The organism is Marinobacter sp. NFXS11, from assembly GCF_040148675.1.
GTDB lineage: Bacteria > Pseudomonadota > Gammaproteobacteria > Pseudomonadales > Oleiphilaceae > Marinobacter.
Map to the genome: position 1 here is coordinate 881,421 of NZ_JAGDDV010000002.1, position 13,063 is coordinate 894,483.

13 protein-coding genes are annotated in these 13,063 nt (G+C 58.0%); 5 read left to right on the forward strand and 8 right to left on the reverse strand.

What is annotated here, in order from left to right:
• Positions 1 to 20 precede the first annotated feature (20 nt).
• The gene (locus J3362_RS13020) at positions 21 to 1,463 is read left to right on the forward strand and encodes an aspartate kinase (protein ID WP_349520225.1); all 1,443 of its coding nucleotides are present in this window, start codon (positions 21 to 23) and stop codon (positions 1,461 to 1,463) included.
• A 138-nt stretch (positions 1,464 to 1,601) separates the two neighbouring features.
• Entirely contained in the window at positions 1,602 to 2,600 is a 999-nt protein-coding gene (locus J3362_RS13025) for a sigma-70 family RNA polymerase sigma factor (RefSeq protein ID WP_349520227.1), read from the forward strand.
• 32 nt (positions 2,601 to 2,632) lie between these two features.
• Here J3362_RS13025 and J3362_RS13030 read toward each other — a convergent pair whose 3' ends face one another.
• The 5 genes from J3362_RS13030 to pdxH are packed head-to-tail and all read right to left on the reverse strand — an operon-like array spanning position 2,633 to position 5,428.
• Positions 2,633 to 3,091, reverse strand: coding sequence for a DUF3429 domain-containing protein (locus J3362_RS13030; protein ID WP_349520228.1), 459 nt, complete (start codon positions 3,089 to 3,091; stop codon positions 2,633 to 2,635).
• The gene (locus tag J3362_RS13035; protein WP_349520230.1) at positions 3,088 to 3,393 is read right to left on the reverse strand and encodes a DUF6482 family protein; all 306 of its coding nucleotides are present in this window, start codon (positions 3,391 to 3,393) and stop codon (positions 3,088 to 3,090) included. The genes J3362_RS13030 and J3362_RS13035 overlap by 4 nt, the downstream gene beginning before the upstream one ends.
• Before the next feature lie 57 nt (positions 3,394 to 3,450).
• Positions 3,451 to 4,032 carry a DNA-3-methyladenine glycosylase I gene (locus J3362_RS13040; protein WP_349520231.1) on the reverse strand — a complete coding sequence of 194 codons (582 nt, stop codon included), beginning with the start codon at positions 4,030 to 4,032 and terminating at the stop codon, positions 3,451 to 3,453.
• 33 nt (positions 4,033 to 4,065) lie between these two features.
• Positions 4,066 to 4,824 (reverse strand): 4'-phosphopantetheinyl transferase family protein, encoded by a 759-nt coding sequence (locus J3362_RS13045; RefSeq protein WP_349520233.1) that lies wholly within the window; start codon positions 4,822 to 4,824, stop codon positions 4,066 to 4,068.
• The gene (gene pdxH / locus J3362_RS13050; protein WP_349520234.1) at positions 4,793 to 5,428 is read right to left on the reverse strand and encodes a pyridoxamine 5'-phosphate oxidase; all 636 of its coding nucleotides are present in this window, start codon (positions 5,426 to 5,428) and stop codon (positions 4,793 to 4,795) included. Before pdxH ends, J3362_RS13045 begins: the two co-directional genes overlap by 32 nt.
• A 234-nt stretch (positions 5,429 to 5,662) precedes the next feature.
• Between pdxH and J3362_RS13055 the strand changes: the two genes are divergently transcribed.
• Positions 5,663 to 6,949 (forward strand): MHYT domain-containing protein, encoded by a 1,287-nt coding sequence (locus tag J3362_RS13055; RefSeq protein WP_349520236.1) that lies wholly within the window; start codon positions 5,663 to 5,665, stop codon positions 6,947 to 6,949.
• Between the two features lie 79 nt (positions 6,950 to 7,028).
• A complete protein-coding gene (locus J3362_RS13060; protein WP_349520237.1) occupies positions 7,029 to 9,854 on the forward strand; it encodes a DUF748 domain-containing protein in 2,826 nt (941 codons plus the stop codon).
• Between the two features lie 2 nt (positions 9,855 to 9,856).
• On the opposite strand, the gene J3362_RS13065 is transcribed toward J3362_RS13060, so the two are convergent.
• Complete coding sequence (locus J3362_RS13065; protein ID WP_349520238.1) at positions 9,857 to 10,681, reverse strand: substrate-binding periplasmic protein; 825 nt, start codon at positions 10,679 to 10,681, stop codon at positions 9,857 to 9,859.
• Positions 10,682 to 10,788: 107 nt separating this feature from the next.
• On the opposite strand from J3362_RS13065, the gene yfbR reads away from it, so the two are divergent.
• Entirely contained in the window at positions 10,789 to 11,382 is a 594-nt protein-coding gene (gene yfbR / locus J3362_RS13070; RefSeq protein ID WP_349520240.1) for a 5'-deoxynucleotidase, read from the forward strand.
• Positions 11,383 to 11,396: 14 nt separating this feature from the next.
• Here the strand turns inward: yfbR and J3362_RS13075 are convergent, their stop codons facing one another.
• Positions 11,397 to 12,431: an SPFH domain-containing protein gene (locus J3362_RS13075; RefSeq protein ID WP_349520241.1), complete on the reverse strand. Its 1,035-nt coding sequence runs from the start codon at positions 12,429 to 12,431 to the stop codon at positions 11,397 to 11,399.
• Between the two features lie 2 nt (positions 12,432 to 12,433).
• The gene (locus tag J3362_RS13080) at positions 12,434 to 12,892 is read right to left on the reverse strand and encodes an NfeD family protein (RefSeq protein ID WP_349520243.1); all 459 of its coding nucleotides are present in this window, start codon (positions 12,890 to 12,892) and stop codon (positions 12,434 to 12,436) included.
• Positions 12,893 to 13,063 lie beyond the last annotated feature (171 nt).

The window sequence follows — 13,063 nt, forward strand, 5'->3', positions numbered from 1 at the left end:
AGGATAGCAAAGGCAAGATTATGACCAGCCAACTACATACCGTTGAGAAAATCGGCGGCACCTCGATGAGTAACTACGAGGCCGTCCGTGACAACATCATTATCGGTAATCGAAAGAAGGATAACCTGTACCAGCGCATTTTTGTGGTCTCTGCCTATGGCGGCGTGACCAACGAGCTGCTGGAACACAAGAAGACCGGTGAGCCAGGCGTTTATGCTCTGTTTGCGGATGCCGAGTCCGACTGGGCCTGGGGTGACGATCTCACCAAACTGGTCAAGTTCCTGACCGACATCAACGGCGAGCTGTTCGAGGACCCGATGCTGAAGCAGCAGGCAGATCAGTTCATCACCGACCGTGTCGAGGGTGTACGGGGTTGCCTGATCGATCTGCAGCGCCTGTGCTCCTATGGCCAGTTCCAGCTGGAAGAGCACCTGCTGACGGTGCGGGAGATGCTGGCGGGCATCGGTGAGGCCCACAGTGCTTTCAACACAGCGCTGAAACTCCAGCAGGAGGGTATAAACGCCCGTTTCGTGGACCTCACCGGCTGGCGCGACAATGAATTGCTGCCGCTGGACGAAAAGCTAAAGCAAGCTTTCGATGCTGTAGATCTTAGCCGTGAGCTGCCGATCGTGACCGGTTATGCCCAGTGCAAGGAAGGCCTGATGCGCACCTTCGACCGCGGTTACAGCGAGATGACATTCAGCCGGGTCGCGGTGATCACCGAGGCCCGTGAAGCGATCATCCACAAGGAATACCACCTGAGCTCCGCCGACCCCAATATCGTTGGCGCCGACAAGGTTGTTCCGCTGGGGCGCACCAATTACGACGTGGCAGACCAGTTGGCCAACCTCGGTATGGAAGCGATTCATCCCCGTGCCGGTAAGGGGATGCGCCAGAACGAGATTCCGCTGCGGGTAATGAACACCTTCGAGCCGGAGCACACGGGTACCCTGATCACCGGCGATTATGTGAGTGAAAAACCCCAGGTGGAGATCATTGCCGGCGCCAAGGGCGTTTTTGCCGTGGAAGTGTTCGATCAGGACATGCAGGGCGAGCCGGGTTCCGACCGTCGCATTCTGGATGTGTTGAGCCGCTTCAAGGTGCGCTTCATGTCCAAGGATACGAACGCCAATACCATCACTCATTACGTGGGTAGCACGCTGAAACACGTCAAGCGGGTGGTCAAGGCGCTGAAGGAAGAGTTCCCCAACGCGGAAATCAATACCCGCAAGGTGGCTGTGGTTTCCGCCATCGGAAGCGATATGAAGGTTCCGGGCATTCTTGCCCGCTCCGTCAAGGCACTGGCGGATGAGGAGATCAGTATTCTGGCCCTGCACCAGTGCATGCGCCAGGTGGATATTCAGTTTGTTGTGGACGAGGACGACTACAAGAAGGCGATCGTTGCTCTGCACGGTGTGCTGATCGAGCCACACAACCACGAATACGCCATTGTCGCAGCCTGAGTTTCTGTAACCTCTTCGCACGATACCCACAGCCGACCGCCAGCGTCGTCTGTGGGTTTTTACTGACCCTCCCCCGGTAAATCCATCAGCTACAGCACGTCGTATTCTTTGATGTAAATTCTGACCGGTACCTAAGCCATGCGAACGACCGAAAGGCTGGGACCGTCTCCGACAACGCCCAACGATGGTGAAAGGGATTCCCTTGTCGGGCTGTACTTCAGGGATGCGTCCCGGTATGAACTGCTGACAGATGGGGCTGAACGCCGCCTCTCCCGCAAACTGACACTGTGTTACCGAATCATCAGTACCGAGCTGGCCCTGCCGGAGGAGACTCCGCAGACGTTCCGGGAAGTGATTGGTAGCCTCGGAGACGCTTGTGCGTTTTCATCTCGATGTCGCCGGGCCTTTCATCTGGCGACCGCCTGTCGTCGCAAGCTGATCCAGAGCAATCTGCGTCTGGCAGTGCATATTGCCCGCCGTTACGGGCAGCACGGTATTCCCATGTCCGACCTGATTCAGGACGCCAACGTCGGTCTGATCAAGGCGGTAGAGCGTTTTGATCCCACCAAGGGCTTCCGGTTTTCGACCTATGCCTACTGGTGGATAAGCGAGGAAGTTAAACGCTGCCTGCAGCGTGGGACCCGGCTGGTGCACACACCGGAAAATGTGGTGGACGAAATTCGTCAGCTGCACAAAGTGTCGCTGAGAATGCATCAGAGCCTCGGGCGGACGCCTTCCCAATCCGAGCTTGCCCGCGAAATGGAGGCAAGCCCTTCCAGGATCGGCGAGCTAAGGGCGCTGGCGACCCGGGAGATATCAACGGACGTTCCCCTTGTTGAGGACGGGTCCGTCACCCTGGGAGACAGCCTGGACGCAGGCGATCAGATGGCGCCGGATCATCCGATGTCGGACAGGGATCGGCAACGTACTCTGAAGTCGATGCTCAGCGAGTTGAATGATCGTGAGAAAGACATTCTGTCGCGTCGTTATGGTCTGGGACTGCCGGAACCGGAAACGCTGCAGGTGATTTCCGACGATCTCGGCATCAGCCGGGAACGGGTGCGTCAGATCGAAAAAACCGCCTTGAAGAAGCTACAGAGTCGTTACGAATCCCCCGAGGACGCGTTTGGAGCCTGATATACATCAGGCTCCTGCATCCCAATTTCGATTCAGTGAGCAGTGTGCAGCAGAAGAAACCAGGCTGCCGCAGTAAGTTGACAGACCAAGACGACCGAGGTGAGGACCAGTCTCAGGCGAAGATACCAGGCTGGCCAATAGACCTTCATCCAGCGGGCGTCCACCAGATAGAGGGCCAGATAGGCACTGGTATACAACACAATCTGGCCGTTAACAGGAAGAAGTAATCCTACCCCCGCAGTAACAAAGAAGACTTGGCTGAGTAGCATCGTCATCAGCGGCGACAACGGATAGCAGCAGTTGTCCAGCTGCATGGCAATGGGCCAGTAGACACCCGCCATAAAAGCCAGAATGCCTGCGCTGTACAGATAGAAATAGCCTAGAAGCGCCACGCTGTAATGCGGCATGAAAAACAGCCCCGCCAGGAGGCCGATAAACGGTATCAATCCGGCGATGCCAACGAGGATGGCAAGTCTCGCTACAGCAATCACGGTTTCTGCCTCTGCACCCGGATTCGCATCGGTTCAACGTCTGCCGGTTCCATTCCCACCATTTCGTGGTAAGCGGAGGGGTGGACCACCTGGGTTTCCCGAATGTCGAACGACGCCAGGGTGTCCTGAATCTGCCAGGCGCCGCGGAACAGACTGGTGGTGCCGTTTTTCTCCGAGAGAAGCAGGGTTTGGTTGTCCATACTCAGGCGGGCCATGTAGTGCTGGCCTTCAAGCGAGAGGATCTCAAGCAGGTCGATAACCGGACTCTGCAGGCTTCTGAGTTGGTCGAGGGTGATTCGCACAGTAAAGCTCCGCGGTTTCAAACACTCCAGAACTTACGACCCCCCAGCCTATTGAGATCATTGGCTTAGTAAATAGCATTCCCGGTGTTGTGGGCACTGAACCAGATGATCATTCACCATGCCGGTCGCCTGCATGAAGGCGTACACAATGGTTGGGCCGACAAAGGTGAAACCGGACCGCTTCAGAGCTTTCGACATGGCCTCGGATTCTGCGGTTGTGGTCGGCACTTTGGAGAAGGCGCGCCAATGGTTCTGGATTGGTTTATCGCCAACAAACGACCAGAGAAAATCACTGAAACCGATACCTTGTTCCTGCAGATCCAGATAGCCACGGGCATTCTTGATGATCGATCTGACTTTTAGCCGATTGCGGATGATGCCCGGGTCGGACAGCAGTTCCTCGACCTTTGCCTCATCGTAACGGACGATCTTTTCCGGATTGAAGTCGTCGTAAGCGGCTCGGTAATTGTGCTGTTTTCGCAAGATGGTGATCCAGCTCAGGCCGGCCTGTTGGCCGTCCAGGCAGAGTTTTTCGAAAAGGGCGAGATCGTCGTACTCCGGGCGGCCCCAGACGGTGTCGTGATAGTGCACGTAAAGCGGATCATTTCCACACCAGGGGCAGCGTTCAGCGGTCTCCATACAATAGCCTGTGTTATTTGTGTCTGGTTCGGGTTACGGGCTTTTTCGACGAATCGTGCGTTGGAACAGTGGCTCCCAGTAGGCCTCCATCGGCTCGGCATCCACCAGGGCGAAGTCCCGTGGCGGCGGCTCAAGTAGGGTGATTTCCGGCCATAGGGGCCGGCTTCCACGGTACACCACGGTCAACAGATAGCCTTCAATATAGCAACAGGCCGCCTGCCAGTCCTGCTCGGGCTGGTCGCCGTAGATCTCGAAATTCTTCCGCACCTCAAGCGTTTGCAGGTTGCCGGCAATGCCCCTGCCCGTGGCTTTCAGCCATGCTTCCTTCAGGGTCCAGACCTTGAGGAAGGTGTTGGAGTCGTCTTCGCGGAACAGCCACTCCTGCTCGACGGGGGAGAACCAGCGTTTTACTACTTTCTGCCATTGAGCATGGCGCTGGCAGGGTTCAAGATCCAGTCCAATGGGCGAGCCTGATAGAGTGGCGCAGGCAGACAGGCCCTGGCTGTGGCTGAGGGACAGCCGCCAGCCCTCGGGCGTGCCGGACGCATTGGGGCGCCCGGATACCGGGCAGCAGAGGTCCGGTGCCACCTGAGCTGACTTGCCGATTGCCTGACGAATCAGCCAGCGACTGGAAAGGTATTCACGTTCCCGCGGACCGCTGAACTTGCTCGCTGTCTGGCGTTCGTAGTCAGTCAGCCAGTGCGGGTGGGCAATTTCGGGTCCGTCGGTCTGGTGACACAGCCAGACCGACGGCCGGGATTCAGGGTTGAAGTCGCTGGATGAGCCAGCCATCGCCTTTCCTCACATATTCAAAACGGTCGTGAAGCCGGCTGGGCCTGCCCTGCCAGAATTCGATACGCTCCGGCACGATGCGATAGCCGCCCCAGAAGCTGGGGAGAGGCACTTCGCCCTCGCTGAATTTCCGCTTGATTTCGGCAACCTTCTGTTCGAGCAGGCCCCTGGACGTAATGGCCTTGCTCTGTTCGGAAACCCAGGCGCCGATCTGGCTGCCCCTGGGGCGCGATGCGAAGTAGCGCAGGGATTCGGCCTTGCTGACTTTCTCAACGGCACCCTGGATCCTTACTTGTCGGTTCAGTCCGATCCAGGGGAACAAAAGCGCCGCCTGCGGGTTTTCCTCCATCTCCTTCGCTTTTCGGCTGCCGTAGTTGGTGTAGAACACAAAGCCACGGTCGTCGAAGTACTTCAGCAATACCGTGCGGAGATCTGGCATGCCGTCCTGCCCCGTAGTCGCCAGCGACATGGCATTGGGTTCAAGAATGCCGGCCTCCCGGGCATCTTCAAACCAGGTCTGGAACTGTCTGACCGGATCGTTATCCAGCGCATCGCGATCCAGTCCCTCACTCTCGAAATCACGACGCATATCGCCGATGTCCATAACTTGTCCTCTTGCCTGCGCGTAAAACGATCCGGGAGAAATACGAGCCAGAAGCATATCGGGTTCAGGGTTCACTGTCAGCGCTGCTTATGTCTGAAACGGTTACATAAATCCAACAATAAAGTGAGACCCGGATCACAACTTGCCCGTATCTCTTCCGACGGCGACGTTGGCCTGGGTTGGGCAAACTTCCTGGCTGGCCCGCCCGCACACACAAAACAAAGGTTTGCATAAATGATGTCCGAATATGATCTGCCCCTTGTTGTCGCCTCCTTTCTGGTTGCTGTATTGGCAGCTTATGCGGCTCTGTTTTTTGGCGCCAGACTCGTCAATGCGGAGGCCGGCGAGCGTCGGAAATGGCTATTTGCCGGCGCCTTGCTGATGGGTACCGGAGTCTGGACGATGCATTTTGTCGGAATGCGGGCTATGCCGATGGGTGTCCCCATGTCGTTTGATGTGATGATGACGTTGGTTTCCTGGCTCGCAGCCGTGTTCGCTTCCGGTGTGGCTCTCCACATCATCGGGCGCAAACAATTGGGAGTTCCTCTGTTCGTCAGTGCGACCCTGTCCATGGCCAGCGGTATCGTAGTGATGCATTACTTGGGCATGTATGCCATGCGCATGTCAGCGCCGCCGACGTTTAACACCGTATTTTTGCTGATCTCGATCGCGATTGCCGTTGTGGCTTCGGGAGCTGCGCTTGCCCTCTGCCGGAAACTGCAGGGCATGGACGGATCCGGCACCCTGGCGGTCCAGTTCGTGGCCGCCCTGGTGATGGCCGCTGCAATCTGTGGAATGCATTACACGGGCATGATGGCGATGACCTTTCCGGAGGGCGCCGTGCCTGCAGCTGACAACGGCCTGCGGGGGAACTGGATGGGAATACCCCTGGCCGTCTTCTGCATTGCGATGCTGGCCGTTGCCCTGGTGGTGACCGTTCTGGATGTGAAGCATCAGCGGGCACTTGTGGAATTCAAGGTGGAAGAGGACAAACGGGTGGCAGAGCTTGCCTTTACCGATGCCGTTACAGGCCTGCCCAACCGGTCAGCGCTGGAACAACGTCTGCTGGATATTCTTGCCCGGGACAACGACCGCGGCAACCCGTTTGCCCTGATTTACCTCGACATTGCCAACTTCCGTGAACTGGCCACCGGAATGGGTGATGAATCGTTGAACGCGGTCGTCAGGGAAATCAGCGAGGCATTGCGTGATCAGATGTCGGATCAGGTGTTTCTCGCCCGGTACTCGGCCAGCGCCTTCTTTGCCCTGGTGCCAGATCATGAAGATAGCCAGCATGCCTTCATGTACAAGCGGTTGCGGCAGATTGATCAGCGTATCGGCACGCCTGCGATGCCGGTTACCTGGCGCGCCGGCCAGGCCGCCTATCCGAAAACCGGCAATTCGACGCGTAAGCTGGTGCGAGCTGCCATGGTACCGAGAGACCTCAATGAGATCGGCGAATTTACGAACATGGCCGCCGATCCGGAGTTGGTGATGCCGGGTCATAACCGTCACAGCTGACAAACCGCCTCTGGGCCGACTATCCTTGTGAACAGGCAGGTGGGCAAGATTGCCCCGGGAATCCGCCGTTTAGAAGGAGATGTCCGTGGCCCAGAGCCGTCAACGCAGTCATATGCCCAGGAATCTGTTGATCGGATTCCTGGTGTTTTTCATTATCTATGCCCTGGCCGGTTTCCTGCTACTTCCCTGGTGGCTGGAGCGTCTGGTACCCGAGCAACTGGACCAGCGTATGGGCTGGCAGGCAGAAATCACTGATATCCGAACCAACCCGTTTACCCTTCGAGTCGAGGCGCTGGGTCTGTCGGCCAACGATCCCCAGGGTGAGCAGGTGCTTGCCTTTGACCGGCTCATGTTGGACATGAATTTTTTCCAGCTGGTTCGGGGTATTGCCGGGTTTGAAGCCATCGAGCTGGATGAGCCCTATGTTCGGGTGGATCTGCTGGAGGACTACAGCGTCAATTTTGCCCGAGACTGGCAGGCGGCCAACCCGGGACCTGCAGAGCCAGGGCCTGAAGCGTCGCAATCGGATGACGCGGCGGCGCCACCCCGGCTGTACTTCGGGAAAATTGAACTCAACGGCGGCGAAATGTTGTTCCGGGATTTTACCCAGGCCGACATGGCCGAGTTCCGGATTACCCCGATGGATCTTACCCTGAGTGACCTGGCCACCTGGCGTCGCGAGGGGCAGGACAGCGATTACTCCCTGCTGGCGGCGCTGGGCAGTCAGACCATCGAGTGGCAGGGTGATCTGAGCGTCGCCCCGTTCTACTCGAACGGCACGCTCAAGGTATCATCGGTGGGCTATGAAACCCTGGCTCATTTCCTGGCTCCTTTCTTTCCCTATGATCTGCGTGGTGGCAGCGTCACCCTGAGCTCCGACTATGAAATCCAGGCCGGCGACGGCTTTTTCCTGGAGACGACCAACGGTCAGCTGCAACTCGAGAATCTGGCCGTCGCTCTGGATGAGCAGAGCGAACAGGCGAGACTGAGCAACGCTGAGCTTTCCGTGGATGCTGTCGGGTTCGACCTGAATCGTCGGGAAATCCGTATCGGCCAGGTTTCGCTGGACAAGCTCGATGTGGCCGTGGCCCGGAGCGCAAATGGGGAGATTGACTGGTTGGCACCGCTGGCCGCCAACAAAGCTGAGCCTGAAAACAACGGCGAAGCGTCTACCGGCGGTCAGCCATTCCGCTGGTCAGTCGCCGGCGTCGCGCTGTCAGGCGGGCGCATTCTCTGGCAGGACAGCCAGCCGGCGACGGCGACTGAAATTGCCGTAGAGCAGCTTTCCGCATCCATCGGGCAACTGAGCCATCAACTTGAGGAGCCGGTGTCTTACGAGATAACCGGAAGCCTGGCCAGTGGTGGCCAACTGTCATTCAATGGCCAGGTGACACCCGCACCGTTTACCCTGGAAGCCGCCATCTCTGGAAACGGCATCGCCCTGGCGACCTTTGAGCCCTACGTTCAGGAAGGCGCCAACCTTGCCATTACCAGCGGCACGCTGGGCGTTGACGGCAACCTTGATCTGGATGGTCAGCAGGAGCCGCTCACAGGCACCTTCAGCGGCACCGCGGAAGTGGCCGGCCTCGATCTGAAGCTGCCCGACAGTTCCGGTTCGTTGGTATCCTGGCAAACCCTGCGCCTGGCACCTATTGAATACAACGTGTATCCGGCACGCCTGGAAATCGGAACGGTGACCTTGGCCCAACCGGTCATCAACGTTGTCCGCAATACCGACAATATCCACAACGTGGAACTGATCGCCAAAGCGTCAGCGGCCGGTGGTCAGCAGGAGGCGACCGCAGATGCTCAGCAGGGGGAGGGTTCCGAGCCGGGGTTCATTTTCCGTATTGGCCAGCTGATGCTGGAAAATGGCGAGCTGGCGTATACCGACCGCACGTTGGAACCGGCGTTTACCACCTCGTTTGATGAGCTGAACGGCAGCGTGACAGGCCTCAGCAACATTTCCCCACAACAGGGCAAGGTCTCTATCCGGGGCCGGGTCGGCGGCGTGGCGGATCTGGACTTTGAAGGCACCATCGGCACCCTTGGTACCGAGGATGTCAGCGATCTGAAACTGAATATGCAGGAATTGTCGCTGCCTGCGCTTTCGCCTTACTTTGGTCGATACCTGGGTTATGGTGTGGACAGTGGCAAGCTGAACCTGAATCTGGATTATGAAATTGCCGGATCCAGGATCGATGCGTCCAATCTGGTGGTGATGGATCGTCTTGAGCTGGGTTCGGCCATCGCCAGTGATCAGGCCGTTAATGCGCCGGTAAAACTCGGGCTGGCGTTGCTTCGGGACAGTAAGGGAGTGATTGAAGTCGACTTGCCCATCAGCGGCGACCTGTCTGACCCGGACTTCAGCGTCGGGAAAGTCGTGATGCGGGCGTTCGTGAATCTTCTGGCCAAGGCGGCGGCCTCACCGTTCAGTATGCTCGGCTCGATTGCCGAACTCGCCGGCCTGAGCGGGGAGGAGCTCGGGAAGGTGAGGTTTATTCCCGGCAGTATCCAGCTGGCCGAGGGCGAGGCTGAAAAGCTGGCGGCGCTGGCGGACGCGATGCTGGAGCGCCCGGACCTGCTGCTGAATATTCGGGGTAATGTTCAGCCTCAGGCCGATGGCCTTGCCCTGCTTCGGGAAGACCTGACAGCGGGTGGTCAGCGGGATGTGTCCGAGGAGGAATGGCAAGCTGCCCGGGAGGCGTATCTTGCCGGTAAGCGTTCACTCGCGCCGGAAGCGTTGAGCAATCTGGCGTCCTCGAGAGGCGTGACCCTGCGCAATGTTCTCCAGCAGACCCACGGTGTGCCGGCTGATCAGTTGTTCCTACTGGATCCGGCCCGCAATGCGGACGTGGGCAGCGAAGGAAACGTTATTGTCGCCTTCAACCTGGACGTTCGTTGAACTCAGGGGGCCTCGAAACCGGTCAGAAAACCGGCTGGTAACTGGAGGCCCCAGTTTTCCACGAGTTGCCGGTAGCGACCGTTATCGACCAGCGGCGCCAGAAGCCGCAGCATCTCGTCGGCGCTCGCAGCGCCGCCTTTGCGGGCGATGATGCTGAGATGGTAGCGCTGGTCCGGCTCCCTTGAAACCAGCAATTTGTCCCAGTCTTCCGGGTGCCTGGCCAGATGCCGCTGGAGGTACGAGTAGCTGACAATAGCGACTTCAGCAACGGACGGCCGGTCGGCCTTGATCAGGTTTATGTTGCGGCTGTGGCTGTCGGAGAACTCGATGTTGAATTTCTGCTCCAGCACGGAGTTGTCGGTTTCGTAACCGGTAAAACCATAGTGATACCCTGAAATGGCGACAATCGACCGCTGTTCCAGATCTTCAAAGAACGAGTCGTCACGGCCTGGTTTTTTGAGAGCGACATACAGCTCCTCATCTGCCAGGATCGGTCGGGAGATGTCGACGTTTCTCTTGGTCCAGCCCCAGTCGGGGCTTTCGAAGAAGATAACGTCGTACAGGCCGGCCTCGAAATCCAGGTAGCGACGCTTGGGCGAGGTATAAAAGACCCGGAAGGATACCGTTGGGTTGGCCTGCTCAAGTTCTTGCAGCAAGTCTCCGAGCAGCCCGGTGGCTTCCCCGTTGTCGTCAACACTGGCAATGGGGGGGAAGTGGTAAACGCCCACGGTAATTTCGGTTTCATTGGCAAAAACCGGCGCCGCTGCCAGCATAATTGCGGCAGAAAATATGGCCAGTAGTTTCCAAATCGGTGCGTTTGTGAGCACGGCGCTTCCCGGTTGTGTAACAATTGAATACGCATTCAGAATAGCACGGGGATTTTGTGCCCCTGAAGCAAAAGATTATTAACTTATGCAAAACGGATCTGTAAGTGATGGGTAACGGTGTGAGCCATTTTTTTGCCTATGTCTCCCGCCTGCGCTGGATCAAGCGCTGGGGGCTGATGCGTAATGCCATTGAGGAAAACGTGGCCACCCACTCCTGGGAGGTGGCGACCCTCGCCCATGCGCTTGCCATCATCCGCAACCGGTATTTTGGCGGCCGTGTGAACGCCGATCGTATTGCCGCAGCAGCGCTTTACCATGATGCAACGGAGGTGATTACCGGCGATATGCCGACACCGGTAAAATACCATTCGAAGGTGATGCGAGAAGCATTCGGGGACATCGAGCACAAGGCGGAGGCGGAACTGCTGGCGCTGTTGCCGGAGGATCTGCGGGATGCTTTTTCACCCTACGTTCGGGAATCGCAGCTACCGGCAGAAGACAAGGAACTGATCAAGGCCGCCGACAGGTTGTCGGCGTGGCTGAAGTGCCAGGCGGAGATCCGCGCCGGCAACAAGGAATTCGAGCCCGCCGCCCGACAGATCCGCAAGCGGTTAGACGAGGACGGGTTGCCAGAGGTTGCTTATTTCCTGAAGGTGTTTGCCCCCAGTTACGAGCAACCCCTGGACAATCTGCTGGGTTGAGAGGTTCTCAGGCTTTAGCTGTTACCGGCCGAGCCGACCAGCCCGCCACGCAGACCATCGCGCTGCAAATGCTGGCGAACGGTGTCTTCCGGGCTGCCGGCCAGTTCGCGGAACATGCCCATGGAGCCCAGAAGGGCCGAGGATTCGTAGGGCACAAACACCCGCTCACCTTCTTTCGCCATATTCGGCAGAACCTTGATATAGCTCTGGCCCAGCAGGTAGCCAATGACGGTCTGTTTGTTCTCCTCGGAGTCGCCCATGGCGCTGAGTACCAGACGGATAGACTCCTGTTCGCCCTGCGCCCGGAGAATGGCCGATTCCTTGTCGCCCTGGGCGTTGAGAATGGCGGACTCCCGCTGGCCCTGGGCCATGGCGATGGCTGCTGACTTTTCACCCTCGGCTTCGGTGACCGTGGCCCGGCGTTTCCGCTCCGCAGCCATCTGCAATCGCATGGCTTCTTCCACTTCTTCCGGCATGCTGATGTCCTGAACCTCCACCCGGGTGAGTTTTACACCCCACTTGGAAGCGGCCTCTTCCATCTCGGCCTGGATCGCGTTATTCACTTCGCTGCGGGATTCAAACAGCTTGTCCAGTTCCATCTTGCCGACCACTGAGCGCAGCGTGGTTTTTGCCAGCACTTCCACCGCCTGGCTCATATTGGCCACTTCGTACACGGCCCGGCGCGGGTCAATGATCTGATAGTAGAGGGCACCGTTGATCTTCACCGTAACGTTGTCAGTGGTCACCACCGGTTGTCCCGGGAAGTCCATAACCGTCTCCCGGCGGTCAATCCGGATCTCATCGCTCATCACCGGATGATAATCTTCGCCCATGCGGACATAACGAAGCATGCTGATGGCTCGGGGCCGCTCCACGAAGGGAATAATAATATTCACGCCGCTTTCGAGGATCCGGTTGAACGACCCCAGGCGCTCAATGACCATGACCTCGGACTGGCGCACGATGACCAGACCCTTGGCAATGATGAAGATGCCGATGGCGACTACGATCAGACTGATAACCAGTCCGGGTGAAAGATACTGTTCCATGTTTACTGTTCCTTGTGTGTGATCGTCTCAACAACGGCGGTCGTGCCGTCAAACTGTCTGAAAATGACGTTGGTTCCTTCCGGAAGGTCGGTGGCTCCGGTGTCAGCGACTCTCAGGCGATAAAAATCGCCATTCACCTTGATGCCGGCGGCACCGTCGAAGTCCCGTTTCAGGGTCTGGTAGTGCCGGCCCTGTTCCACGCCCGTGCCTGTCGTTCCATACGCCACGCCCTTGGGGGAGAAGCGTGGCCGTATCCAGCGTATGGCGACGGGGACCAGGATTCCCGAGAAAATCCCCATCCCAGCCAGTTGCCATTCAAAGGGCGCATCGAGGAATGCCAGCAAGGCGGTCAGGGCCGCGGCGATACCGAGAGCGAGAAGCAAGAGCACACCGGAGGTGAGCTCGGCCAGGCACAGCACCAGTGCCAGGATCAGCCAGAAATGCGTAAGACTCCATTCCATACAGAAAATCCAAAGGTTCAGGAGAGGCGTCGGGTTGCTGTTGCGCAGCGAACAACGGCACTGGATTGTACCGGAAACCGGGGGCCGAGTCAGAGGGTGGCCGGAATGCCTTGCGGCCTGGTTCACTAAAGCCATATCCCGCGGGCGGGCAATTGTTAGAGTATCTGCTTT

Bases quoted from the DNA above. Each gene is read 5' to 3' on its own strand.
- J3362_RS13020 (WP_349520225.1), top strand. From the start codon at position 21: ATGACCAGCCAACTACATACCGTTGAGAAAATCGGCGGCACCTCGATG.
- J3362_RS13025 (WP_349520227.1), top strand. From the start codon at position 1,602: ATGCGAACGACCGAAAGGCTGGGACCGTCTCCGACAACGCCCAACGAT.
- J3362_RS13040 (WP_349520231.1), bottom strand. From the start codon at position 4,032: ATGGAGACCGCTGAACGCTGCCCCTGGTGTGGAAATGATCCGCTTTAC.
- J3362_RS13045 (WP_349520233.1), bottom strand. From the start codon at position 4,824: ATGGCTGGCTCATCCAGCGACTTCAACCCTGAATCCCGGCCGTCGGTC.
- pdxH (WP_349520234.1), bottom strand. From the start codon at position 5,428: ATGGACATCGGCGATATGCGTCGTGATTTCGAGAGTGAGGGACTGGAT.
- J3362_RS13055 (WP_349520236.1), top strand. From the start codon at position 5,663: ATGATGTCCGAATATGATCTGCCCCTTGTTGTCGCCTCCTTTCTGGTT.
- J3362_RS13060 (WP_349520237.1), top strand. From the start codon at position 7,029: ATGTCCGTGGCCCAGAGCCGTCAACGCAGTCATATGCCCAGGAATCTG.
- yfbR (WP_349520240.1), top strand. From the start codon at position 10,789: ATGGGTAACGGTGTGAGCCATTTTTTTGCCTATGTCTCCCGCCTGCGC.
- J3362_RS13075 (WP_349520241.1), bottom strand. From the start codon at position 12,431: ATGGAACAGTATCTTTCACCCGGACTGGTTATCAGTCTGATCGTAGTC.
- J3362_RS13080 (WP_349520243.1), bottom strand. From the start codon at position 12,892: ATGGAATGGAGTCTTACGCATTTCTGGCTGATCCTGGCACTGGTGCTG.